Origin of the sequence: Lancefieldella rimae ATCC 49626, assembly GCF_000174015.1 — a bacterium.
GTDB lineage: Bacteria > Actinomycetota > Coriobacteriia > Coriobacteriales > Atopobiaceae > Lancefieldella > Lancefieldella rimae.
Genome location: NZ_ACFE01000001.1, coordinates 485,804 through 510,316 on the forward strand (window position 1 = coordinate 485,804; position 24,513 = coordinate 510,316).

A 24,513-nucleotide genomic window follows, 5' to 3' on the forward strand; every position below is an offset into this window, starting at 1 on the left:
GCATCGTCGCCGTTCCGCCTTTTCACTTGGCTCTCTTCATTTTCCAGGGCTACGTCAGTTGAACAGCCAGCGCCGTATGCTGATTGTGGGCGTCTTAGGCATTCTTTTGGTTCTTCTTTTGGTATTTGTAATTTCAAGCTGCGTACATGCATGCAGTAAAAAAGCTGCTCCAGAAGTCGAGAAGAACCCCGTGGATTCACGTGTTGCCGCAGGAGTAAGTGAAGATCTCACCAAAGAGTTCAGCACTGCCCTTAATCAAGGCGAAAACCTCAAGTGGATTGCCGAGCACGCAGCCGACTACAAAGACCCTAAGATTCCCGAGCTTGCTCTCAAGCATCCCGAAGCCATTGACTTTGTGGCAAACTACCCGTCCTCAGACGGTAAGGCAAGTGCGTATGAAGAAACAATCGAGAAGGGCACCGCTCCAAAACTCTTTACGTGGGATTCTCGTTGGGGCGGCGTAAGCTTTGGCTCGTCGATTCTGGCCGTAAACGGCTCCGGCCCCACTGCCCTTTCCATGGCATATATGGGACTCACCGGCAAAGGCGACAAGACTCCCGCAGATATTGCAGAACTGGTTACGAAAGCAAACGATGCTACCGGAGACTCAGGAATGCACAGCGATTTCGTTGAGAACCACCTGGATGACCTTAAGCTCCGCGCGCAGAGCTATGACTCCTCCGCCGCAAACATCAATGCCCTTCTTGACCAAGGTACATATCTTTTGGCAGAGGTAAAGGAAAATGCCTTTGGTGATAACGCTCCTGCTCACTGGGTTCTTATCGCAAGCGAAAATGCCGACGGCTCCGTCATGGTATACGATCCCACCTCGCCTGAGGTTTCCAGCCATCCGTGGGACTCTGCCACCGTCGCCGCAGCAACACAAACGCTCTACGTAGTCAGCGCGAGCGAATCTGCAGAATAACGTAGATCTGTCATAAAAAGCAAGTTAAAGGCTCCCGAGGGAGCCTTTAACTGTCTCAATTACAAGCTGTCTCAAGAATCCCTTGCTACTTCAAGAGCTTCTCGGCAGCGGCACTTAGAACCGTAAGGTGAGCCTCTGCCTCTTCGCGCGTCTTTCCGAGCGAGAAAAGATATGCCTTGACCTTGGGCTCCGTACCAGAAGGACGGAAAATAACCTTGTGGTCTCCTTGCAGCCTATACTCAATCACATTCGAGAACGGCAACGTCTGGGGGGCTTCTTTCTGAAGACCGGAGGTACGCGGCATTTGTGCTCCCGTTGCATAATCGGTCATACCGATAACCTCATAGCCACCAAGCTCTTTCAGCGGATGCTCGCGTAGGTTGCCCATTATCTCGGCCATACGCTCCGCGCCGGAAGCACCGGGGAACGCCGCATTTACCACGCCATTGAGATAATATCCATACCGCTGATATAAAGCATCCATTGCTTCATACAAATCCATGCCTTTTGCGGCGTAGTAAGATGCCATCTCAACGCAGAGCATCGTGGCTACGATAGCGTCCTTGTCACGCGCATGCGTACCCACCAAATAGCCATACGATTCTTCAAAGCCCATAAGGAAACGATTCTCCTCGCCTTCGGCTTTGAGTTGATCAATCTGATCGCCAATATACTTGAAGCCCGTAAGCACGCGGCGCATTTCAAAACCACGAGCACGCGCCAAAGCGTCGGGCATCGCAGACGAAACGATAGTAGAAACCGCTACTTTCTCATTGAGCTTCTCGCCGCGCTCTTCTGCCATTGAAAGCAACCAATCGAGAAGGAGCACGCCCATCTCATTGCCGGAGAGCAGCACGTAATCGCCATCATGCGGAATTGCCGTACCCATACGGTCCGCATCAGGATCGGTTGCAACCAACAAATTGGGCTTGACCGTATCGGCAAGACGAAGCGCAAGCTCCAAAGCCTCACGAAACTCTGGATTTGGATAGGTGCACGTTGGGAAATTGCCGTCGGGTTCTGCCTGTTCCGGAACAACGGCCACATCATGCACGCCGATTTCCTTCAAAATACGGGTAACAAGCTCCATACCGGTACCATTAAGCGGCGTGTAGACAACCTTGTATCCGTCGGCAGCCTTAAAGCCCGGAACGGAAACGCGCTTGATGGCTGCAATGAAGTTGTCGAGAACTTCTTCGGAGGTCCATTCAATGAGACCCTGCGCGAGACCCTCATCAAAGTCCATTATCTTTACGTCAAAGGGATTAACGCGTGCGATATTGGCAGAGATTTCCGCCGCGGCCTCGTCAGTAATCTGACCACCGTTGTCGTTATAAACCTTGTAACCGTTATAGACGGCGGGGTTATGCGAAGCCGTAAGCACGATACCTGCGGACGTATGAAGATAGCGCACCGCAAATGAAAGCGTCGGTACCGGCTCAATGCGGGGATACACATATACTTTGATGCCGTTAGCCGCTAAAACACCGGCAGCCACACGCTGAAAGTCTTCGCCCTTATTACGGGAGTCGCGGGCAAGCGCCAGTGAGGGATGCTCATAGTGGGCATTGAGGTAGTCTGCGACGCCCTGTGTTGCTTGAGCCACAACATACACATTCATGCGGTTGGTGCCCACACCAAGTACGCCACGGAGACCTGCCGTTCCAAATGCAAGATCGCGATAGAATGCATCGTAGAGCTTATCTGCATTCTCGGGAGCAAGCAGTGTTGTAAGCTCAGATTTCAAATCGCCTTCTTTTACCTGGGCATTCCAGAGATCGACCGCAGCCTGAATTTTTGCATCCATTGCTTCTCCTTTGTATGCAGACATTGTTTTCAATGTGCTCTCTTCTCTTTATTTTATGCTAAATAACCCTCCGTGGAAAAGCTCTGACAGAGGTATTTTTATCTCCTGTAAAGCTCTCAGACAGAAAGCCTCTCTTTCATGAGAAAATGGGAGTCGGTAATAACGTAAGCGTATTGGAACAACATGCCAATATTTCTTGACGGGCGAAGGGTGTCCCGATGACAACAGATATTCAAGAGTTCTTTGCAACATGTCCCAAGGGTTTTGAGCAACTCCTCGGGTGCGAATTATCAAGGCTTTCCATCTCTCAAATACGTCCTCTGAGCGGGCAGGTTTCCTTTAGAGGGACACTTGCGGACGCATATCGTGTCTGTCTTTGGAGCCGCCTTGCTTCTCGCGTTGTTCTCGTGTTGGGCCGTATGTCCGCAACACAGGCAGACGAACTGTATGCAGGGGTCTCTGAGATTGACTGGGAGGCACACATTTCCCCGCACGCAACTTTTGCGGTTAACGCACACGGAACCAATAGCGAACTCAGAAACGCTCATTTCACCGCCGTTCGCGTAAAAGATGCCATTGTTGACCAGCTGATTGCCAAACGCGGTAGCAGACCCATGGTTAACACGGATTTTCCGGATGTCACCGTCACGGTGCGGATTACAAAAACGCATGCGTCCTTAGGCATCGACCTTGCAGGAGATCCCCTCTTCAAACGCGGCATTATCTCAAGACGTACGCTCACGCAAAACCTTGCGCCTCTGCGACCAGACTACGCCGCAGCCCTTCTCGCCGCTCATGGTATCTACGGAGGAAACCGTAGCGAAAAGCATGGCGGAAAGTCTCTGGAAACCCCTGCTTATGAAGCAGCAGCCGCGACGCCCTCCATTCTTTTTTCCGGTGCAGGCTCCCTGGTACATGAGCTCGTTGGCATACGGAGCGACTGCGCGCCGGGCCTTCTCCGCACCAGATGGGGAATGCTTGGCTGGGTCGGCCATGACAGCAAGGTCTGGAGCGAGCTTATTGATGAGGCTACGTATCGTGCAAACGCGTGCGAGAAGAACCTTGAAGTATGCATCTCCGATACACGTCCCAAAGCGGACGTTGCCGCACGACATTCCCTTCGGGCATCAGGTCTTTCTGCCAGCCTTAGGTTCTTGTCGCCAAAAGAGCTTGCGGAGCATACCACAGACGGTGGGATTGTTGCGGATATGTCGTGGTTTGGTCACAACCTTGCCGTACAAGGGAGCGCGCTTTCGGCACTTGCACACTTCGTTGGCACGAAAGCTACCGTATTGTCACTGGATGAAACTTCCGATACCACACTCGGTCAGCAAAGTTCCTCCGTCACCAACGTTCTTGTCGGCAAGACTCCTGCCGGCATACGTACCTATGCTGCGACCAAAAACTTTGAGCTTCCTCCCACGGTTACGGTCCGTGCAAAACAGCTCCCGGTGCTTGTTGGTGCTTCCGATCAATTCAGTGCGCGGCTTACAAAGGTTGCGAAGCTGCGCGCTCGATGGGCAAAACGTGAAGATATCAGCTGCTACCGCATATACGATGCCGACTTACCGGACTACGCGGTCAGCATAGATCTCTATCAGGGTTGCACCTCTTCCAAGCGGTGGCTGCAGATTTCCGAATATGCCGCACCGCACGACATTGACGCAACGCTGGCAAAAAAACGCCTGCTTGACGTGCTCACCATTGCTCCCGAAGTACTTGAAGTTCCGCCTCACCACGTTAACCTGCGTATCCGAACGCGAGCCAAGGGAGGCTCTCAATATGTCAGTGAGGGTGAAGCGCCCACCTACGCACACAAACAGACGCTCCTTATTGACGAGGGAGGACTGACCTTTGAAGTCGATTTTTCTCAACATCTTGACTGCGGTATCTTTCTCGATCATCGTCAGACGCGAGCCATGATACGAGAGATGATGAAGACAGCCGGTACTGCCAAGAGTTTCCTTAACCTCTTTGCCTATACGGGCACGGCCACGTGTTACGCCGCTGACGGAGGCGCTCTTCATACCACTACCGTTGACCTCTCCAAACCTTCTTTGGAATGGGCACGGCGCAATATGTGCCAGAACGGCTTCGACGGACAAGAGCATGAGTTTGTCCAAGCCGATGCACTCACGTGGATTACGGAACAGCGTCGTTCCAAAAACCGCTGGAACGTAATTTTTTGCGATGTTCCGACTTTTTCCAACTCGTCTCGTATGAAAAAAGCTTCTTTTGACGTACAGCGCGACCATGCCGAGCTTATCATCGGTATCTCGCGCTTACTTACCCGTGGCGGAGTAGCGCTCTTCTCGTGCAATTTACGTTCCTTCAAACCGGATGTCGAGAAGATCGAGCGTGCAGGAGTTTCTTTGGAGGACATCACAAAAGAAACAATTCCGGAAGATTTTGCGCGAAACCAAAAAATTCATCACTGTTATCGCGTCACACGAGTAAAATAGCTGAGTTTGGCTGTATCCAAACGCGCTCACCCAACCCGCAATGAGCGGACACCGAGCGCGTATCGATATGTCCCAAACACTTGCAACTCGCCCAACCGCGCAAAGGCTGGTCATCTTTGCTCGATTGGACTATCCTAAGTAGGTATCTAAACTGCCATTTTATGGTTGTTGAGAGGAAATACATGAGTAATCAAAAGTCGGCTCCCGCCGCTCTTGCCGGTCGTAAAAACCTACGTAAATCAACTGGTGTGCCGCTCAGTGCCGGCATGGTGCTTGTAACGCTTGGTATTGTGTACGGTGACATTGGCACTAGCCTGATGTATACCTTAAAGGCAATCATTGCAGGCAACGGTGGCCTCTTTACGATGGACACCGATGTCATCCTTGGCGCGCTTTCCCTCATCATCTGGACTCTGACCCTTATTACTACCGTTAAATACGTTCTTATCGCCATGAAAGCGGACAATCACAACGAAGGCGGCATCTTTGCCTTGTACAGTCTTGTCAAACGCTGTGCGAAATGGTTGATTATTCCGGCCATGATCGGAGGAGCAGCGCTTCTGGCCGACGGTATTCTCACACCCGCAGTTACGGTAACAACCGCCATTGAAGGTTTGCGCACCATTCCTGCAATGTACGCACTTATCGGCACAAACCAACAAACGGTTGTTTTAATTACCATCATCATTCTTTGTTCACTCTTTGCCATGCAACAGGCAGGAACCTCACGTATTGGTAAGGCGTTTGGTCCCGTTATGACCTTGTGGTTCTTGTTCTTGGGTATTACCGGCCTTGTCAATATGGGTGCCGATCTTTCCGTCATTCGCGCCTTAAACCCCCTGCGCGGCATTACCTTTTTGTTTGACGGCAAGCTCAACGCCGCCGGCTTGATGGTTTTGGGCAGCGTTTTTCTTTGTACGACAGGCGCCGAGGCTCTGTACTCCGACATGGGCCACGTTGGCAAGAGCAATATCTATGTTTCTTGGCCATTCGTTAAGACGTGCCTTATTCTCAACTACCTTGGCCAGGGAGCTTGGATTATCTCAAACCACACCGATAGAGGCCTCAACGCTATCAACGATCTCAATCCATTCTTCCAGATGCTCCCCGATACCCTCCGACCTTTTGGCGTAATACTTTCCACTCTTGCGGCCATTATCGCCTCACAAGCACTCATTACCGGTTCGTATTCCATTGTTTCAGAGGCTGTTCGCCTGGATCTTATGCCTCACATGAAGATTAACTATCCTTCAGAAACAAAGGGTCAGATCTATATTCCTTTGGTTAATACCATTATGTGGGCCGGATGCATTGGCGTTGTACTTCTTTTCCAGAGCTCCGAGCACATGGAAGCCGCTTACGGCCTGGCCATCACGGTAACGATGCTCATGACCACCATTTTGCTTTACACCTATCTCATTCGTATTCGCAAAAACCCTTTGGCGGCCGTCGTCTTTTTAATCTTCTTTGGCGCCATCGAAGCAATGTTCTTCTTCTCGAGCCTGACCAAGTTCTTCCACGGCGGATATGTCACGGTATTTCTCGCCACCGCAATCTTCATTGTTATGTTTGTTTGGCGGCGTGGCACTGCCATTGAGCACACACAGAGCGTGTACCTGCCGGTTAATAAGTATATTGACCAGCTCAAGAGCCTTTCTCAAGACAACGATTATTCTCTGCTTGCCGATAACTTGGTGTTTCTCACCAACGACTCATCCTTTGACAAGCTCGACCGCGACATTCTCTACTCTATCCTGGATAAGCGTCCCAAGAGAGCTCGGACATATTGTTTTATCAACATTTCCGTTACCGATAAGCCCAATACCCGAGAGTTTGTTATTAACGACTTCGGGACTGATTTCCTCTTTAAAGTTACAATCCGCTTAGGCTTCAAAGAAAACCAGCGCATCAACACCTACCTTTATCAGATCATTGGCGACCTTATCGCCAGCGGTCAGCTTGCGCCACAAAATCACAAGTATTCAATCTACCGTGAGCATTCGGAGATAGGCGACTTCCGTTTCTGTCTCTTGCGAAAAGTGCTTGCCCCCGAAACCGACATTTCTGGTTTTGATAAGCGCTGTCTTGAGCTGAAGTACTTCATTCGTCGCATCTGCGGCTCCCCCGCTCGTTGGTATGGTCTTGAAAACTCAAATGTCATTTTTGAGTATGTTCCACTCTTCTCCAAGGTTAAGCGTGAACACAAGCTTACCCGAGTAACGCTTGAGGCAACTCCTGACATGGGTATGTCTTTAAAAGCCGAGAAGCAACATGAGCGTATTGCAGAAATAGAGGAAGATGACGACATCTTCTCTGCTGCCATGCATAAGGACCGCATTGAAAATGCTGCCGCCGTTCATAACCTTGTTGGCGGTGACACCGCAAGCTTCAAGCCTCTGAAGCTCGATGAGGAGGACGAAGACGAAGGCAGCGAGGTTGACGAGGTTGAAGGCGAGACTGAAGGCGAGGAGCTTCTCGACAGCGAAACTGCAGGCGGCACGCTTGATTCTGAGTAAGTCTAACGGCAACAGGTCTAGCGGCAACAAAGGCTCTCTCCGATAGAGAAGACACATGAAGGATTTCTGCTTTGGAGTGACTTTTTTGCCCCGAATTTAAAAAGCCCCAGTTAAGTCATCAAACTTTTAAATCACAACCACCCGCACAGCGGGTGGTTTTATGTTTCGCGCGTTACTCGCGCTCAACAGGCTAAGGCCTTAAAACAAGACGGCTGTCTGCAGATTTGCAGACAGCCGTTGATACGTAAATTCAACAGCCACAGCAAGGTTACGGCAAAGTAAAGCGAGAAGGCCTACGAGCATGATCATACTGCCTAGCGCTGCCAAACTTGCAGTAAGTATGGCAGTCCAAGACATACTTGGCGTATTTCCGGCAGCTCTGTTTTTAGTAGCACTAAAGCAATCAAAGAGTTCAAGCCACTCACGCAAAATAAAAACCACTCCAAAACTCTTTGGAGTGGTTTTTCGGTCATTATTCTGCTGCAAAAGCGAGAAGAAACTTACAGCTCCTCGCCTGAACGCTTGGAAACGCGCACCTTGGTGCCGTCCTCCTTGAACGCATAACCAACGCGCGTTGGCTTGTCGTCCTTAGGGTCGATAAGAGCAACGTTGGAAGCATCAATTGCTGCCTCATGCTCAACAATACCGCCCTGCTGGTTTGCTGCATTGGGCTTCATGTGACGCTTAACCATAGCGACACCCTCAACAACAACCTTGTTGTCCTCTGGGAGAGCACGAAGAACTTCTCCGCGCTTACCCTTATCTTTACCGGTGAGGACCTCGACCGTGTCGCCCTTCTTGATCTTCATCTTAGGCATCTGTCAGTCCTCCTTACAGCGTCTCGGGTGCGAGTGAGACGATCTTCATGTACTTGTGGTCACGCAGCTCACGCGCGACGGGCCCGAAAATACGGGTACCCTTAGGCTCACCCTCTTTGTCAACCAGAACGCATGCGTTCTGATCAAAGCGGATATAGCTACCGTCCTTGCGACGGGTGTCCTTAGCGGTGCGAACGATAACGCAGCGAACGATGTCGCCCTTCTTCACCGAACCACCTGGAGTTGCCTCCTGAACAGCGCCAATAATGACGTCGGCAAGGCCGGCGTAACGACGCTTGGAGCCACCAAGGACCTTGACGCACTTTACGCGCCTTGCGCCGCTGTTATCAGCGACGTTAAGCATGGTCTCCATCTGAATCATGTGACGTTCCTCCGGAACCTAATTTCTTGCGCCATACAGGCGCAAGAAACAACGAATGTTACTTACTTAGCACGTTCAACGATCTCAGCGAGACGCCAACGCTTGGTCTTAGACAAAGGACGGGTCTCCATAACGCGGACCTTATCGCCCAGAGCAGCCTCGTTCTTCTCGTCATGGACGTGAAGCTTCTTGCCGATAGTCATCATCTTTCCGTACTTAGGGTGGTGCTTGCGGTAGGTAATCTCAACCGTGATCGTCTTCTCGCCAGAGATTGAGACGACGGTTCCGGTACGAACCTTACGCGCATTCCTGCTTTCGGTCTCTGCCATAACTTATCTCCTGCGACTAATTCTGATCTGCGGCTTGTTCCGCAGCAATCTGACGGGTACGCATCTCGGTCTGAACGCGAGCAATGTCACGCTTGACCGTTTTAACGCGGGCCGTGTTATCCAGCTGGCTGGTTGCCATCTGGAAACGAAGATTAAAGAGCTCTGCACGGCCTTCTTCGAGCTTCTTTGTGAGCTCGTCATCGCTCATAGCTTTGATGTCCGTATACTTCATTATTCCTCCCCGTCCTGATCGGCGCGGGTGACAATCTTGGTCTTGATGGGAAGCTTGTGCTGTGCAAGACGAAGTGCCTCACGAGCAACTTCCTCAGAAACGCCATCGATCTCAAACATAATGCGACCTGGCTTGACAACAGCAACCCATTCCTCGGGATTGCCCTTACCCTTACCCATGCGGGTTTCTGCCGGCTTCTTTGAAACTGGCTTGTCAGGGAAAATGGTAATCCAAACTTTACCGCCACGCTTCATTTCACGGGTAATCGCAATACGAGCAGCCTCAATCTGGCGGTTAGTAATCCAGTGAGCCTCCTCCGCACGAATGCCCCAAGAACCAAAGTGCAGACGGGTGTTACCCTTTGCCTGGCCCTTCATGGAACCACGCTGAACCTTACGGTGCAAAACACGCTTAGGTGCAAGCATTAACGGCCCCTCCTCTCATTGCGGCGACGAGGACGAGAAGAACCTTCAAGAGCCGGATTTGGTGCGGGCTGACCTGGCATCTTCTCGCCGAGATAGATCCAAACTTTGATGCCGCAGGCGCCCATTGTGGTGCGAGCCGTTGCGGTGCCATAGGCGACAACAGCGCGAAGGGTGTGCAGAGGCACGCGACCCTCACGGTACCACTCGCGACGACCCATCTCAGCGCCGTTCAGACGACCGGAGCACTGAATACGGATACCCTTGGCGCCGGCCTTACGGGCGGACTGAACCGCTTTACGCATGGCGCGGCGGAATGCAACGCGCTGCTCAAGCTGCTCGGCAATAGACTCTGCTACAAGGTTTGCGTCAAGCTCAGGACGCTTAACCTCGATAACATCAACGTTAACCTGACCCTTGCCAACCTTGGCAACGCGCTCAAGGTCCGCACGAAGTCCGTCAATCTCTGCGCCCTTCTTGCCAATGACAATACCGGGGCGGGCTGAGAAAATAGTGACCTTGACCTTATCGCCAGCGCGCTCAATGTCAATACGTGCAATGGCGGCTTTCTCAAGGCGCTTCTCAAGATATGAACGGATTGCAAGGTCGTTGCCGAGATTCTCGGCGTAGTTTTTATCGGCGTACCAACGAGAGCGCCAGTTCTCAGTTACACCAAGACGGAAGCCTGTAGGCTGAACCTTCTGACCCATATGTTCCTACGCCTCCTTTCGAGGTGCAACGACAACAGTGATATGGCTCATACGCTTATTGATGCGTGAAGCCGAACCCTTTGCACGGGGACGGATACGCTTAAGCGTCGGACCTTCATCAACGTAGGCATACTTGACGACAAGATCGCGAGCATGCAGGTGATTGTTGTACTCAGCATTAGCAACAGCGGAGCGCAAAACCTTTGCGATGTCAACGGCGGCTGCGCGCGTTGAGAACTGAAGGATCTCGAGGGCCTTCTCGACAGACTTACCGCGTACCAAAGCGATAACGGTACGTGCCTTACGAGGGGCGACGCGCACATACTTTGCCGTAGCGCGAACCTCAAGTGAATCGGTATTTTTAGCCATGTATGATACTCCCCCTAGTCGGCCTTGTGACCACGGAAGGTGCGGGTCAGGGCAAACTCGCCCAGCTTGTGACCGACCATGGACTCGGTGATGTACACAGGAACGTGCTTGCGACCGTCATGAACGGCGATCGTATGACCAACCATCTCGGGGAAGATGGTGGAAGAACGTGACCAAGTCTTGATGACGTCCTTCTTGCCGGCCTCGTTCATTGCAGTGACACGCTCAAGGAGGCGAGTCTCCACAAAGGGGCCTTTTTTGAGACTTCTGCTCATAAATCTACTCCTACTCGTGTCTTACTTTGACTTACGACGACGGATAATCAGACGGTTGGAAGCCTTCTTCGGATCGCGGGTCTTATAACCCTTGGTCGGCTTACCCCACGGGGTAACGGAAGGACGACCGGACGTGTGATTCTTGCCTTCGCCACCGCCGTGTGGGTGGTCAACAGGGTTCATGACCGTACCACGAACCGTGGGGCGTACGCCGGCCCAACGTGCGCGACCGGCTTTGCCGATCACAATGTTGGAGTGCTCGGCATTGCCGACCTCGCCGATGGTGGCGCGGCAGGTGAGAAGCACGCGGCGCAGCTCGGAGGACGGAAGGCGCAAAACGGCATATCCGTTATCCTTACCCATAAGCTGTACGGACGTTCCCGCAGAACGTGCCATTGCAGCACCCTTGCCGGGCTGGAACTCAACTGCGTGCACGAGCGTACCCACGGGGATCTGCTCAAGCGTTGTGCAGTTGCCGGGCTTAATGTCAACATCCTTTGTGCCGGAAACAACCGTGTCACCAACACTTAGTCCCTGAGGACACAGAATGTACGACTTTGCTCCGTCAACGTAGTGCAGAAGAGCAATACGTGCAGAGCGGTTTGGATCGTACTCAACCGTAGCGACCTTTGCCGGTACGTCATCCTTACGACGCTTAAAGTCGATGCGACGATACTGGCGCTTATGGCCACCGCCCTGATGGCGAGTAGTAATGCGACCGTTGTTGTTACGGCCGGCCTTCTTTGGCAGGGGCTCGAGAAGTGACTTCTCGGGCTTATCAGTCGTAATCTCTGCAAAGTCAGAGATTGTCTGGAAGCGCCTGCCTGCGCTTGTTGGCTTTATGTGCCTAACTGCCATAAAATCTTTCCCTTTCTCATCCGTTGGCCAGCCCGTTTGGGAATGAGCGGATTGACACCGGACAACCACGGCGCCGCGCGTATCTACTTAAGCGCCATACAAACCCGCATATCTACATGTGCTATATGCGGGTAAAAGAACCGAACGTACTTACTCAGCAGACTGATTTGCAAAAATCTCGATCTGCTCGCCCTCAGCAAGCGTCACGATTGCCTTTTTCCAACTGCGGGTCTTACCCTTTTGCTGATAGCGCAGACGCTTACTCTTTGGCTTTACTGACAGCGTATTAACCTTGGTCACGTGGACGTTGAAGAGTTTTGCCACGGCAGCGGCAATCTCCTCTTTACCGGCAGACTTTGCAACCTCAAAGGTATACTTGCCCTCGCTCATCAAATCATACGCACGCTCAGAAACAATCGGGCGAATAATAACTTCATATGCGGAGTTCATTATGCAAGCACCTCCCCAAGCTGCTTGGCAATATCTGCAGACATGACAAGTGCGGCGTTATCGATAAGCGAACGGGTTGTTGCCTCAGAGACGCCAAAAATGCTGACCTTCTTAAGGTTACGGAAGGACAGGTAGGTATTGATGTCGTCATCCGGAACAAGAAGGGTAACGCGCTTATTCTCAAGGCCAAGAGCCTTCAGAACAGCCACTGCCTGCTTGGTAGAAGGCGTATCAAACTCCAAGTTGTCAACGAGAACAAGCTCGGAATCGGCAACTTTACCGGAGAGGACAGACCTCATGGCAAGCTTAACCATCTTGCTGTTAACGCGACGTGCGTGGGAGCGTGGCGTAGGTCCAAAAATAACGCCACCGCCGGTCCACTGGCCGGCACGAATTGAGCCCTGACGAGCACGACCGGTGCCTTTCTGACGATACGGCTTCACGCCGCCGCCGGACACCTCGTGACGGTTCTTGGTTGAATGGGTACCCTGACGCAAAGATGCAGCCTGGCAGGTTACAACCTGATGCACGACAGGGATATTTGGCTCGATGCCATACACGTCAGCAGAGAGATCAGCGTCGCCGACCTTCTTGCCTTCTGTGTTTTTAATCTCATACTTCGACATGTTGTCTCCTTGTTAGCCTAAGTGTTTGCTTGTAAAGCGGCCCTTAAGCCATGCGGACTTGGACGAGAGCGTTCTTACCGCCGGGGACAGCACCCTTGATAAGCATGAGGTTCTGCTCAGCGTCAACGCGAACCAGCTTGAGGTTCTTAACAGTCACGCGCTCTGCACCCATGTGACCATACATGTGGAGACCCTTGCGAACACGCGCAGGGTATGCGCACTGACCAATGGAACCCGGACGGCGCTGGTTACGAGAACCGTGTGTCATAGGACCACGGGAGAAGTTCCAACGCTTGATTGTGCCCTGAAAGCCCTTACCTTTGGAAGTACCAATAACGTCGACAGCTGTGACTTCAGAAAAGTCAGCAACGGTAACAGTGTCGCCGCATTTGTGCTCCTCACCAGCAGGAACGCGCACCTCGCGGAGGTAACGCATAGGCTCAACACCCTGAGCCTTAAAGTGACCGGCCATTGGCTTGTTGACATGCTTCTCAGAAATGTCACCAAATCCGATCTGTACGGCATCATAGCCGTCTGTCTCTGCAGTCTTTACCTGCGAGACCGTGCAGGGGCCAGCAAGAATAACGGTAACGGGAACGACGTTGTCGTTCTCATCCCATACCTGGGTCATGCCCAGCTTGCGGCCGAGGATGGTATTCACCATGCTCTTTCCTAACTCTCGGTGGTCATGGGACCCTTATGGGCATATCGGATGCCCCTCCCCAGCGGACCACTTCCTGTACTATGCTGCTTTTAGACATACCTGTCCCATTCGAGCAGCTTGTCTACTTTACGCTTGTTCGAGATCTTTTACAAGGAAATTTTTCAAATTCGTGTGTAAAATGTGATGCTGTAGCTGCAGATTCCATTTGCACGGTCTTCTCGCCGCGTGTTTTGCGAGGTCAAACCCCGCTGCCGGGCGTATCTATCGTGTATTTTCGTGTGTATTCGCACGTGTATTCTTGTGTGTGCTCGCGCGTATATTCTCGTATGTGCTCTCACTTTTGCGACAGGCGCCATTTCACCACCTCGTGACCTATTTCACCACTAAACGAGAATTTCTGGAATCTGCCGGAAATCAACTGTTTAGTGGTGGTTTTTCCGTAAAAACGATGTTTAGTGGTGGTTTTTCTCGGATTTGAGCGTTTAGTGGTGAATCAAATCACCACTAAACACCCAGTTTGGTACCAATTTCCTACGTCACGAGAAAACCACCACGAAAGCAAGACGGCTGCCTGCGGATTTGCAGACAGCCGTTGATACGCAATTTCAACGATTGCGAGAAGACCTTACGAGCATAATCATACTGCCTAGTGCTGCCAGAAATACGCCAAGTATGGCTTATATTGCCATACTTACTGCAAGTTTGGCATATATTAACTAAACTTGCTGCAAGTATGGTTAATCGTGCCCAACTTGCTGCAAGTTTGGCAGCGCCATTATGACGACCCAACTTGGCGCATTTTTGGCAACACCCTCTTGGCACCACCCTCTTGGCAGCACCAAGGTAATCAAAGAGTTCCCGGTGTCTCGCGCAAAAATCAAAAACCCTCCCACGTGATGCGGGAGGGTTTTGCGATTTCTGGATTACGCCGCTTGCTTAGAGCTTGATCTCAATGTCAACACCAGCGGGAAGGTCAAGACGCATCAGCGAATCAACCGTAGTGGAGTTGGGGTCGAGGATGTCGATAAGACGCTTGTGTGTACGCATCTCAAACTGATCGCGGGAATCCTTATCCTTGTGCGGTGAGCGGATAACCGTATACAGGTTACGCTCGGTTGGCAGAGGGATGGGACCGGACACGCGTGCGCCGTTCTTCTGGGCTGTATCGACAATCAGCTTTGCAGACTGATCAACAACCTCGTGATCATAGCCCTTGAGGCGGATCCTGATCTTTTGATTTGACACTTTAGGTACCTCCATACATGAGCCTGAGCTCGTGGTTGTTATTAGGACTCGGAACCGCCGTTTTTGGCGACGATTTCATCACGGACTGCTTTAGGAACAGGCTCGTAAGAATCAAACTGCATGGTGTAGCTTGCACGACCCTGGGTCTGGGAACGCAGGTCGGTTGCGTAACCGAACATCTCGCCGAGAGGCACTTTTGCGCGAATGACCTTGGTATCGCGGCGATCCTCCATGCCCTCAATCTTGCCACGGCGAGAAGAAAGATTGCCCATGACATCGCCCATGTACTGCTCGGGAGTCTCAACTTCTACAGACTCTACCGGTTCAAGCAGTACCGGATCGGACTTCTTGAGAGCGTCCTTGATTGCCATAGAACCGGCAATCTTAAATGCTGCCTCAGAGGAGTCGACCTCATGGTATGAGCCGTCAACAAGGGTAACCTTGATATCCACAACGGGATAGCCTGCAATGACACCACTGTTGAGCGCCTCACGAATGCCCTTGTCGATAGAGGGGATGTACTCCTTGGGCACGACGCCGCCAACGATGGCGTTGACAAACTCGTAACCTTTACCCTGCTCGTTGGGCTCCATGTCGATGACGGCATGACCGTACTGACCGCGACCACCGGACTGACGGACAAACTTGCCCTCAGCATGAGTAACGGCCTTACCGGCAGTTTCACGGTAAGCAACCTGCGGCTTACCCACGTTGCAGTCAACCTTAAACTCGCGGCGGAGACGGTCAACGATGATCTCAAGGTGCAGCTCACCCATACCGGCAATGATAGTCTGGCCGGTCTCGTGATCCGTGTGAACCTGGAAGGTTGGGTCTTCCTCGGCAAGCTTAGCCAGACCCACGGACATCTTCTCCTGCTCAGCCTTGGTCTTAGGCTCAACAGCAACGTCAATGACAGGGTCGGCAAAGCTGATGGACTCAAGCACGATGGGGTGCTTCTCGTCACAAAGGGTATCGCCCGTAGTGGTGTTCTTGAAGCCAACGCAGGCAACGATGTCGCCGGCAGAGCACTCCTCACGATCCACGCGGTCATTGGCGTTCATCTCAAGGATGCGGCCCAGACGCTCGCGACCGTCCTTGACGGAGTTATAGACATACGAGCCTGCTTCAGCCTGGCCGGAATAGACACGAATGTAGGTCAGCTTACCAACATACGGGTCGGTCATGATCTTGAAGGCAAGTGCCGAGAAGGGCTCTTTGATGTCTGCGTGACGTACCTCTTCCTCACCCTTGAGGTTGGTGCCATCAATCTCAGGCACATCAAGCGGGCTTGGAAGATAGTCGATAACGGCGTCGAGAAGTTCCTGGATACCCTTGTTCTTGTAGGCAGAACCCACAAAGACGGGATTCATCTTGCCAGCAAGAACACCGGCGCGGATAGCGCGCTTAAGCTCATCGACGTCAATCTCTTCTCCCTCAAGAATTGCCATCATGAGGTCTTCGGAGAAGTCGGAGGCAGCCTCAAGAAGCTCCTCGCGCTTCTCGGCAGCAATCTCAGCAAACTCAGCTGGAATCTCATCAAGAGGCTCAGGGTAAATCATGCCCTTTGCATCCTCTTTGAAGTCCCACGCCGTGTTGGTAACAAGGTCAACGAGGCCCCAGAAGTTGGACTCGGCACCCATAGGAACCTGTGCCGCAACTGCGGGAGCGGACAGACGCTCTTTCATGGTCTCGATGGCGTGGAAGAAGTCGGCGCCCACGCGGTCAAACTTATTGATGAACGCGATACGAGGCACGTTGTACTTGGTTGCCTGACGCCAAACCGTCTCGGACTGTGGCTGGACGCCCGCAACGGCGTCAAAGACGGCAACGGCACCGTCGAGGACGCGAAGCGAACGCTCGACCTCAGCGGTAAAGTCAACGTGACCCGGGGTGTCGATGATCTGGATAACGTGATCCTTCCAGAAGCAGGTGGTTGCTGCGGACGTAATGGTTACGCCGCGCTCCTGCTCTTGGACCATCCAGTCCATCGTTGCCGCACCGTCATGGACCTCACCGATTTTGTGAGTCTTGCCGGTGTAGTAAAGAATGCGCTCCGTAGTGGTGGTCTTACCAGCATCGATGTGAGCCATAATACCGATGTTACGGAGGTCTTTCAGATTGTACTTGGTTTTAGCCATTGTATTAGATACTCCTGATCTCCGACTTAGAAGCGGTAGTGGGAGAAGGCTCGGTTGGCCTCTGCCATCTTGAAGAGGTCTTCACGACGCTTGACGGAAGCACCAACGCCATTGGTTGCATCAATGATCTCGTTGGCAAGGCGCTCGGCCATTGTCTTCTCTTTACGTATACGGCTGAAGTTAACCATCCAACGGATAGCAAGGGTAGTGGCGCGACGAGAGTTAACCTCCATAGGAACCTGGTAGGTAGCACCACCCACGCGTTTAGGCTTGACCTCAAGAGTAGGACGGATATTGTCCATAGCCTTCTTGAAAACAGTCAGAGCATCCTCGCCGGTCTTCTCGGCAACGATATCAAAGGCACCGTAGACAATGCGCTCTGCGGTAGCTTTCTTGCCATCGAGAAGAACTTTGTTGATGAGCTGGGTAACCAGTCGGTTGTTATAGACGGCGTCAGGCATAACCTCACGACGTACTGCTGCTGCGCGACGCGGCATGTTTATCTCCTAAGAACTAAATCGAGTAGTGAGGTTACTTTGCACGCTTGGTGCCGTAACGGGAACGAGCCTTTGCGCGGTTCTGAACTGCAGCGCAGTCATATGCACCGCGAACGACCTTGTAGCGAACGCCAGGAAGGTCGCGGACACGGCCACCGCGGACAAGCACAATGGAGTGCTCCTGAAGGTTGTGACCCTCGCCGGGAATGTAGGCGGTAACCTCGATGCCGTTGACAAGACGTACACGAGCAACCTTACGAAGCGCCGAGTTAGGCTTCTTAGGGGTTGTGGTGAAAACGCGGGTGCAAACGCCACGCTTCTGAGGGTTGTGCTGCAAGGCGGCGTTCTTGGATTTGGCCTGAACGCTCATACGACCCTTGCGGACGAGCTGGTTGATAGTAGGCAAGATATTCTCCTTCTTATACCTATCTACGTGCAGTTTTACATATTCTAAAGGCGACACAGCACTGTCCCCTTGGAATTACGCAAGGAAGAACTTTACGCCGATGTTTGCTGCTCGTCAACACACCACGTTGCCGGGCGTATCCATACCACAGAATATCCATACCACAGGAAGAAAACGTTTTGTCGTTGGCGAGAAGTGCCTCTCGTCGTACAGCTTGCGCGCCTGTTCTCTTCTCTTGATGAACTGCCGGAACTGTCCGTGCTGCCAGTGCTGCCGGAAATGCGCGAACTTTGTAGTGCTGCCAAAAATGCGCCAAGTATGGCTTGGACTGCCATACTTACTGCAAGTTTGGCATATATTAACCATACTTGCTGCAAATTTGGCAACTTGTGCCCAACTTGGCGCTATTTTGGCAGCACTGTTCCGGCGGTACCAACTTGGCGTCATTTTGGCAGCACTATTAATTCGAGGCAGCGCCGCTAATTCAACTTAGTCCAAAATAACCTCAAGCTCAAAGACGATCTTCTCGTCTTCAAACCAAAACATATCACACGAACGCATACCTGCGTCGTTTACAAGCATGGCGGCAAGACACGAAGCATCGGCTCCTATGTACAGGCTCTCACAGCTAAACGTTGCGCCGCTCCCCTTGTACGCAGAGCGAATATGGTTCATGTATGCGCGTTTGCCTCGGATTGTCGTAGTTTTCCCAGCTTCTCTAAGTTCCCAAACAACGTCCTCGGCAAGGAACGTCTCGTATGTTTCCCAATCGCGCATGTTTTCCGCTTGGAAAAACTGGGCGAGAAGCTCTTCATTGTCAGAAGTAAATACCGCGCCGTTGGCGAGAAGTTCCTTATTGCCAGACATTCCTGCAGGTACATTTGAAGCTAACTTCAAAACGGCGATTAATTCCTCGCCGTCCTTCTCGCCCGTCTCAACAAATCCAAACGAACGATAGAGATTCCGAGCAGCTTCATTTTCAGGTTCATAGGAAAGCCAGCAATAATCTGCCTTGCCACACGGGAAGGTGCGTATAAACTCCAGCGCGAGTTTGAGGGCTTCTTTCCCGTATCCTTTACCCTGATGCTTTGCGTCTATCATCAGACGTCTGAGATCGTAGCTGCCATAGGCTATCGCCGGAGCGTCGTCCCAGCAGTCGTCCGCGCCAAAGCCGACCATCAAAAAACCCACCGGTACGGCACCCTCGTAGATGCCAAAGGGAAATACATGCCCATTTCCTGTTATGGAAGTATAGGCCTCGATAATGCTTACGTCGTTGCCGGCAACAAAGGCCTTCTGCTCCTCAGACACCTTGAGTTCAAGGATGTCCCATACATTTTTTCCGTTTATGCGTTCCAGTCTTAGCACGAGCTCACCATTCGCTTGGCGCTTGCTTGTTGAAGGACAATCACATTTTACGATAGTAGGGTTGTTGATGCGCGGCGGACAAATGCCACAAATCTCTCACTACAAGAATCTCTCACGTGGCTTCGATCTCATCCAGCTCAAGCTCTTGACCTTGGATAAGCTCGGTTTTCTCGCTGGCGCAATACGGACACGTGCGGCCGTATTCAACGGTAGCATAGGTTCGATCACAATCAAGACAGCGGGTTACTGCCGGTACGCTCTCAATCTCAAGCTCGGCCGCGCGCATCAAATCGGTGCGGTCGGCCGCCCAACGCCATACATCTTGAAGATACGACGGAATGACGCCTGAAACCTCCCCCAGCCGCAACTTTACGCGAGCGACTGAGGTGAGGTCATTTTGGCGCCCAAGGTCTTCGACCATATCAATAATGTAAAACGCAATGCCCAGCTCGTGCATGAACCGTCCCTGATACCTTCACCAAATCAACGTCAGCTTGAAATGCCCGTACTGCCGGCCGGCACCGGATTGCCAAGCTCATCAGTGGTCACGTGCGACTCGGGCTTAGCGGATTTCTCGCTGCGCTTCTTATTCTTGATGATCTTAACGGCTCGCTTGCCAATATACCCCAGAATCTTTGTTTTCTTGTCTTCCGCACGCACCATCGTGGAACACTCGGGGTTGTCTCGGAAAAGATGTATCGCATCGAATTCGCAGCGTGTCGTGCACAGGCCGCAGCCAATACATTTGTTGGCATCAACCACGGACGCACCGCACTTAAGGCAACGAGCAGTCTCAATGCGCACCTGCTCAGGCGTGAACGTCTTGCGGACATCGCTCCAGTTATGACGAATACTCTCAACTTTTCCGCACGCAGGAATCTGCCTACCCGCATGATCGTACGAATCGGGATTGAGCGCAATCTCGCTTTTATCCAGCTCAACGTAATGGCGCTGATTGCGGCCAATGGTAAGCGATGACCCCGCTTGCACAAAACGATGCAGCGAAACCGCAGCTTCATGACCCGCGGCAATGGCATTGATGACAAAACTCGGACCGGTATATACATCACCGCCGACAAAAACATCAGGCTGCGCCGTCTGGTACGTCTTGGGATCAGCCACGGCTCCCTTGCCGCGACCCAGCTCCACCGCCTCACCCTCAAGCAGATTCCCCCACTCGATGGACTGGCCGATGGAAAGCACCACGTTATCGGCTTCAACAAAGACGGTGTCGGTCTCGTCATAGCGTGGCGAGAAGCGCTTGTTTTCGTCAAACACCTGCGTGCAGCGCTTAAACGTAACGCCACGGACACGACCGTCTTCCGTGGTTTCTATTGCAGCCGGACCCCAGCCGTTATTGATGGTAACGCCGTCTTCACGCGCCTCCGCGATCTCTTCGGGAAGCGCCGGCATCTCATCGGGCTGCTCAAGGCAATACATGGCCACCGCATCAGCTCCGCAGCGCATGGATACACGAGCGGCGTCAATGGCAACGTTGCCGCCACCGACGACAACGGTCTTTCCGGAAACCACATGTGCGAGATCATCCAGAGCCGTCCGTAAAAACTCAACGGCAGTACTTACGCCGACAGCGTCTTCTCCGGCAATACCGGCTTTGCGACCTCCCTGGCAGCCAATGGCCACATAGAACGCTTTGAAACCGTCCTGGCGCAAATCGTTCAAAGAGATGTCCTTGCCCACCTCAACGCCACAACGGATCTCAACGCCCATTTCACGCAAGACGTCAATCTCTGCGGCCACCACGTCCTTCTGGAGTTTATAGGCAGGAATGCCGTAGACCATCATGCCGCCGGGGAGCGCATTTTTCTCAAACACCACCGGATTATAGCCACGCTCCGCAAGATAGAAAGCACAGGAAAGACCCGCAGGACCGGCGCCGATAATGGCAATCTTTTCCATAAAGCGACCGCGATTGGAAGGAATCACCGGCTCGGGAACAAAGCGATGTTCTGCTTCAAGGTCCTTCTCGGCAATGAACTTCTTGACTTCGTCGATGGCAATGGCCTCGTCAACCGTACCACGCGTACAAGCCGCCTCGCAGCGACGATTACACACACGTCCGCAGACGGCCGGGAAGGGATTTTCTTTCTTGATAAGTTCGAGGGCGTCGCGATAGCGTCCTTCGGCCGCCATACGGAGATATCCCTGCACCGAAATATGGGCCGGACAGGCAACTTTACAAGGAGCGGTGCCGGTATCGTGGCACTCAATGCGGTTGTTGTTCTTATAATTCCAGTCCCAGTCAGCCTCGCCCCAGAACTTGTCGTCCGGAAGATCCTGCATAGGATAGGTAAGCTGACCGTGCACGGTAGAAAGCTTCTGACCCAGCTGAGGCGCTCCCGCCGGACATACCTCCACGCAGCCGCCACACGCCACGCATTTTTCCGCGTCCACATGAGCCACAAAAGACGAGCGGGAAAGGTTCGGCGTATTGAACAGCTGCGAGGTACGCAAAGCATAGCAAACGTTTACGTTACAGTTGCAGATGGCAAAGATCTTATCCTCGCCGTCAATGTTGGTAATCTGATGGACAAAGCCGTTCTTCTCGGCACGCTGGCAAATGTCAATGACCTCGTCGTAGGTGATATAGTGGCCTTTGCCGGTTTCCACGCAATAATCGGCCATGTCGCCGATAGCAATGCACCAGTCCTCGGGATCGTCGGCACAACCATCGCCGCGGACGCGCTCGGCCAAACGACACGAGCACGGCGTTGCCGCATATCGATCATATTTTTTGAGCCAATGCGAGATATGCTCCACCGAAACCGTATGGTTAACCTGCTCAATGGAACGCTCAACGGGAATCACGTGCATACCTATGCCGGCACCTCCCGGAGGCACCAGCTTCGTAGCCATTTTCAGCGGCAGATACGTCATACGCTCAAACAGCGTCGCTATCTCCGGATGCTCCTCCAGCTGGCTCTCATTCATAACGGTAAACTCAGCAGATCCGGGCACAAACATGGGTAGCACGTACTGTTTTTCACGCTCGGCGTTTTCCCAGTTGTATTCAATAATGCCTTTGAGGGACATACTGTCGAGAAGCTCCTGCAATTTTGGAGCCGCCAGACCGGTGGCACTTTGCAGTGCCGAGAAGGTCATGGGCACGCGCACTTTCATGTGCTTGGTAACGGCGGCTTCTTCTTCGGTCATCACCGATGCGATACCCCAGTATTCAGGATCATCCTTGGTCACTTTGTGGCCAAGACGGTCGGTGATTTTTTGAACTTCACGGAGAACGCCGGGTTTCAAAGGCTCATCGGCAGCAGGGCCGGGTTCGTTCGGATTTGATTTGCGGTAGGACACCACGTCTTTGTTTTCGGTAATGTGATTTTCTTTAATGTTTTTGATGGCCTCGCCAGCGGGATTGGTCACAGGCAATACATTGCGAGCCGCAATCTCCGCATCGGTTAAATCTCCTCGCATAGGATTGCCGTCGGGCGGGGTTACACGTACGGGAATCTCCTCAGCCATTTCCTCTCCTATCTGGCCAGATGAAACCACTTTAACCTTACTTCTCTGTCTTCCACGCTGCAACGCGCTCGCGCAGCCACTGATACCACGCGTCCATACCCTCTCCCGTCTGAGCCGAAATGGGGATAACACGTGCCTTGGGGTTGCGCATGGCGACGTTTTTGCAAAGGGTATCGAGATCGAAATCAAAATATGGCATGACGTCCGTTTTATTCACAAGCACCAAATCACAAACCTGATACATAAGGGGATACTTAAGCGGTTTATCATCCCCTTCAGGAACAGATAAAATGGTGATATTAACGCCCGCTCCCGTATCAAATTCCGCAGGACACACAAGGTTGCCCACATTTTCCAAGAAGATTACGTCGGTGTCGCCTGCGGCAAGACCTTCGAGTCCTTGTGCACACATAGCGGCATCCAGATGACACATGCCTCCCGTATGAAGCTGAATCGTCTGAGCGCCCACCTCTGAAATAGCGGCGGCATCGACATCGGAATCAATGTCGGCTTCCATAACGGCAATATCAAGCTCCCCTTTAAGTGCCTTGATGGTTCGACGAAGCATCGTTGTTTTTCCGGACCCAGGAGACGACATCAAATTAATAAGCAGTGTCCCTTTTTCCTTCATTTTGCTGCGAAGTTCGTTGGCTTTTTGGTCGTTGGATGCCAAAACGCTCTGTTTAACTTCTATGACGCGATAGTCACTCATTATTGTCTCCCCCGATAATTACGTTATGTGGACAGCGCAGACGAGAAAAGTGCAGACAGACTCCCCTATTGCAGTCTCCATCCACAAAACGTACCGTTCACAAAACCTTCCGTCCGCAAAATCTACTACCGTTTAATTTTACCAGCATACTTGAAATGACACCGAAATCGCGCCGGTTTTCTCATCAATCGATGAACGGAGCCAGGCGCCCGCAAAGTCATGCCGTATGCGCAAGGCTGACTCCGGTGCGCCTCAACGCTCAGCTCACTCGTGGAGGTATGCCATATGTCTCAACTCACTCGTGGAGGTGTGCCGCATGTGCAAGGCCCACGCTGATCAGCGTAATAACATGCTCGTCGGCAAGGGAGTAAATGACACGGCGACCGTCTCTGTGAGCGGTAACCAGCCCCCTGTCACGCAGGAGGCGCAGCTGATGCGAAGTTGCCGATTGCGAAACAGGAAGAAGATCTTGCAGCTCTGTAACGCTCTTCTCGCCAAGCGCAAGCGCACCAAGAATTTGAAAGCGAGTAAAGTCCGAAAGCGCATCAAAAATCTGCGTTGCATCATAGATGACATCGTCGTTCACGAGAAATTCACGAAGCGCTTCTTCTGAAATAGGCTCACAGATTGTGTGTAGTTCACTCATAGCTATCCACTCTATCTTCATCGAAATCGTTCCTTGCAAGTATACCTGCTTTACGGATACCTACGCGATATTTACATGGTATGTATTCGTCCTTCTCGCTCACTCAGCTCATTATCTGCCTGTCCCCATACTCATAAAAAGAACCCCGACCAAAGCCGGGG

Annotated in this window: 27 protein-coding genes; 4 read left to right on the forward strand and 23 right to left on the reverse strand. The window is 52.3% G+C overall.

The annotated features are described in order from the left end of the window. Positions 1-76 precede the first annotated feature (76 nt). Entirely contained in the window at positions 77-925 is an 849-nt protein-coding gene (locus tag ATORI0001_RS02300) for a cysteine peptidase family C39 domain-containing protein (RefSeq protein WP_003148196.1), read from the forward strand. An 85-nt stretch (positions 926-1,010) separates the two neighbouring features. On the opposite strand, the gene ATORI0001_RS02305 is transcribed toward ATORI0001_RS02300, so the two are convergent. Further along, on the reverse strand, positions 1,011-2,732 hold the full coding sequence (locus ATORI0001_RS02305) for a phospho-sugar mutase (RefSeq protein ID WP_003148677.1): 1,722 nt from the start codon (positions 2,730-2,732) through the stop codon (positions 1,011-1,013). Positions 2,733-2,950: 218 nt separating this feature from the next. Between ATORI0001_RS02305 and rlmKL the strand changes: the two genes are divergently transcribed. Together rlmKL and ATORI0001_RS02315 are read left to right on the forward strand one after the other, a co-directional pair. Further along, positions 2,951-5,194: a bifunctional 23S rRNA (guanine(2069)-N(7))-methyltransferase RlmK/23S rRNA (guanine(2445)-N(2))-methyltransferase RlmL gene (gene rlmKL, locus ATORI0001_RS02310; RefSeq protein ID WP_003148252.1), complete on the forward strand. Its 2,244-nt coding sequence runs from the start codon at positions 2,951-2,953 to the stop codon at positions 5,192-5,194. Positions 5,195-5,376: 182 nt separating this feature from the next. Beyond that, positions 5,377-7,710: a KUP/HAK/KT family potassium transporter gene (locus ATORI0001_RS02315; RefSeq protein ID WP_003148765.1), complete on the forward strand. Its 2,334-nt coding sequence runs from the start codon at positions 5,377-5,379 to the stop codon at positions 7,708-7,710. A 198-nt stretch (positions 7,711-7,908) separates the two neighbouring features. On the opposite strand, the gene ATORI0001_RS02320 is transcribed toward ATORI0001_RS02315, so the two are convergent. The 17 genes from ATORI0001_RS02320 to rpsL all read right to left on the reverse strand — a co-directional run bounded on the left by ATORI0001_RS02320 (position 7,909) and on the right by rpsL (position 18,131). Beyond that, on the reverse strand, positions 7,909-8,151 hold the full coding sequence (locus ATORI0001_RS02320; RefSeq protein WP_003148696.1) for a hypothetical protein: 243 nt from the start codon (positions 8,149-8,151) through the stop codon (positions 7,909-7,911). Positions 8,152-8,210: 59 nt separating this feature from the next. After that, entirely contained in the window at positions 8,211-8,528 is a 318-nt protein-coding gene (rplX, locus tag ATORI0001_RS02325) for a 50S ribosomal protein L24 (RefSeq protein WP_003148577.1), read from the reverse strand. Positions 8,529-8,541: 13 nt separating this feature from the next. Further along, a complete protein-coding gene (gene rplN / locus ATORI0001_RS02330) occupies positions 8,542-8,910 on the reverse strand; it encodes a 50S ribosomal protein L14 (protein WP_003148475.1) in 369 nt (122 codons plus the stop codon). Between the two features lie 62 nt (positions 8,911-8,972). Continuing rightward, complete coding sequence (rpsQ, locus tag ATORI0001_RS02335; RefSeq protein ID WP_003148345.1) at positions 8,973-9,239, reverse strand: 30S ribosomal protein S17; 267 nt, start codon at positions 9,237-9,239, stop codon at positions 8,973-8,975. A 16-nt stretch (positions 9,240-9,255) separates the two neighbouring features. Further along, positions 9,256-9,471: a 50S ribosomal protein L29 gene (gene rpmC / locus ATORI0001_RS02340; RefSeq protein ID WP_003148377.1), complete on the reverse strand. Its 216-nt coding sequence runs from the start codon at positions 9,469-9,471 to the stop codon at positions 9,256-9,258. Next, entirely contained in the window at positions 9,471-9,896 is a 426-nt protein-coding gene (rplP, locus tag ATORI0001_RS02345; protein ID WP_003148140.1) for a 50S ribosomal protein L16, read from the reverse strand. Before rplP ends, rpmC begins: the two co-directional genes overlap by 1 nt. Continuing rightward, positions 9,896-10,603 carry a 30S ribosomal protein S3 gene (rpsC, locus tag ATORI0001_RS02350; RefSeq protein WP_003148217.1) on the reverse strand — a complete coding sequence of 236 codons (708 nt, stop codon included), beginning with the start codon at positions 10,601-10,603 and terminating at the stop codon, positions 9,896-9,898. The genes rplP and rpsC overlap by 1 nt, the downstream gene beginning before the upstream one ends. Positions 10,604-10,609: 6 nt before the next feature. After that, complete coding sequence (gene rplV, locus ATORI0001_RS02355) at positions 10,610-10,972, reverse strand: 50S ribosomal protein L22 (protein ID WP_003148441.1); 363 nt, start codon at positions 10,970-10,972, stop codon at positions 10,610-10,612. 14 nt (positions 10,973-10,986) lie between these two features. Continuing rightward, complete coding sequence (gene rpsS, locus ATORI0001_RS02360; protein ID WP_003148471.1) at positions 10,987-11,247, reverse strand: 30S ribosomal protein S19; 261 nt, start codon at positions 11,245-11,247, stop codon at positions 10,987-10,989. Between the two features lie 21 nt (positions 11,248-11,268). After that, complete coding sequence (gene rplB / locus ATORI0001_RS02365; protein WP_003148337.1) at positions 11,269-12,105, reverse strand: 50S ribosomal protein L2; 837 nt, start codon at positions 12,103-12,105, stop codon at positions 11,269-11,271. Positions 12,106-12,255: 150 nt separating this feature from the next. Beyond that, positions 12,256-12,555 (reverse strand): 50S ribosomal protein L23, encoded by a 300-nt coding sequence (gene rplW, locus ATORI0001_RS02370; RefSeq protein WP_003148299.1) that lies wholly within the window; start codon positions 12,553-12,555, stop codon positions 12,256-12,258. Then, positions 12,555-13,181: a 50S ribosomal protein L4 gene (rplD, locus tag ATORI0001_RS02375; protein ID WP_003148141.1), complete on the reverse strand. Its 627-nt coding sequence runs from the start codon at positions 13,179-13,181 to the stop codon at positions 12,555-12,557. Before rplD ends, rplW begins: the two co-directional genes overlap by 1 nt. Before the next feature lie 43 nt (positions 13,182-13,224). Beyond that, on the reverse strand, positions 13,225-13,845 hold the full coding sequence (gene rplC, locus ATORI0001_RS02380) for a 50S ribosomal protein L3 (protein WP_003148332.1): 621 nt from the start codon (positions 13,843-13,845) through the stop codon (positions 13,225-13,227). Between the two features lie 936 nt (positions 13,846-14,781). Further along, positions 14,782-15,090 (reverse strand): 30S ribosomal protein S10, encoded by a 309-nt coding sequence (gene rpsJ, locus ATORI0001_RS02385; protein ID WP_003148726.1) that lies wholly within the window; start codon positions 15,088-15,090, stop codon positions 14,782-14,784. Positions 15,091-15,131: 41 nt separating this feature from the next. Then, positions 15,132-17,228, reverse strand: a complete 2,097-nt coding sequence (fusA, locus tag ATORI0001_RS02390) for an elongation factor G (protein ID WP_003148231.1) — start codon at positions 17,226-17,228, stop codon at positions 15,132-15,134. 26 nt (positions 17,229-17,254) lie between these two features. After that, complete coding sequence (gene rpsG / locus ATORI0001_RS02395) at positions 17,255-17,725, reverse strand: 30S ribosomal protein S7 (RefSeq protein ID WP_003148153.1); 471 nt, start codon at positions 17,723-17,725, stop codon at positions 17,255-17,257. 34 nt (positions 17,726-17,759) lie between these two features. Beyond that, the gene (gene rpsL / locus ATORI0001_RS02400; protein WP_003148259.1) at positions 17,760-18,131 is read right to left on the reverse strand and encodes a 30S ribosomal protein S12; all 372 of its coding nucleotides are present in this window, start codon (positions 18,129-18,131) and stop codon (positions 17,760-17,762) included. A 69-nt stretch (positions 18,132-18,200) separates the two neighbouring features. Between rpsL and ATORI0001_RS07920 the strand changes: the two genes are divergently transcribed. Beyond that, positions 18,201-18,614, forward strand: coding sequence for a hypothetical protein (locus ATORI0001_RS07920; protein WP_162010738.1), 414 nt, complete (start codon positions 18,201-18,203; stop codon positions 18,612-18,614). 6 nt (positions 18,615-18,620) lie between these two features. Here the strand turns inward: ATORI0001_RS07920 and ATORI0001_RS02405 are convergent, their stop codons facing one another. From ATORI0001_RS02405 to ATORI0001_RS02425, 5 genes are all read right to left on the reverse strand, one after another. After that, positions 18,621-19,499, reverse strand: coding sequence for a GNAT family N-acetyltransferase (locus ATORI0001_RS02405; protein WP_003148399.1), 879 nt, complete (start codon positions 19,497-19,499; stop codon positions 18,621-18,623). 112 nt (positions 19,500-19,611) lie between these two features. Next, a complete protein-coding gene (locus ATORI0001_RS02410) occupies positions 19,612-19,956 on the reverse strand; it encodes a hydrogenase maturation nickel metallochaperone HypA (RefSeq protein WP_003148325.1) in 345 nt (114 codons plus the stop codon). Positions 19,957-19,988: 32 nt separating this feature from the next. Further along, complete coding sequence (locus tag ATORI0001_RS02415; RefSeq protein WP_003148339.1) at positions 19,989-22,994, reverse strand: FAD-dependent oxidoreductase; 3,006 nt, start codon at positions 22,992-22,994, stop codon at positions 19,989-19,991. Positions 22,995-23,031: 37 nt separating this feature from the next. Further along, complete coding sequence (gene hypB, locus ATORI0001_RS02420; RefSeq protein ID WP_003148244.1) at positions 23,032-23,706, reverse strand: hydrogenase nickel incorporation protein HypB; 675 nt, start codon at positions 23,704-23,706, stop codon at positions 23,032-23,034. A gap of 295 nt (positions 23,707-24,001) precedes the next feature. Next, a complete protein-coding gene (locus ATORI0001_RS02425; RefSeq protein ID WP_237755876.1) occupies positions 24,002-24,352 on the reverse strand; it encodes an ArsR/SmtB family transcription factor in 351 nt (116 codons plus the stop codon). Between the last annotated feature and the right edge of the window lie 161 nt (positions 24,353-24,513).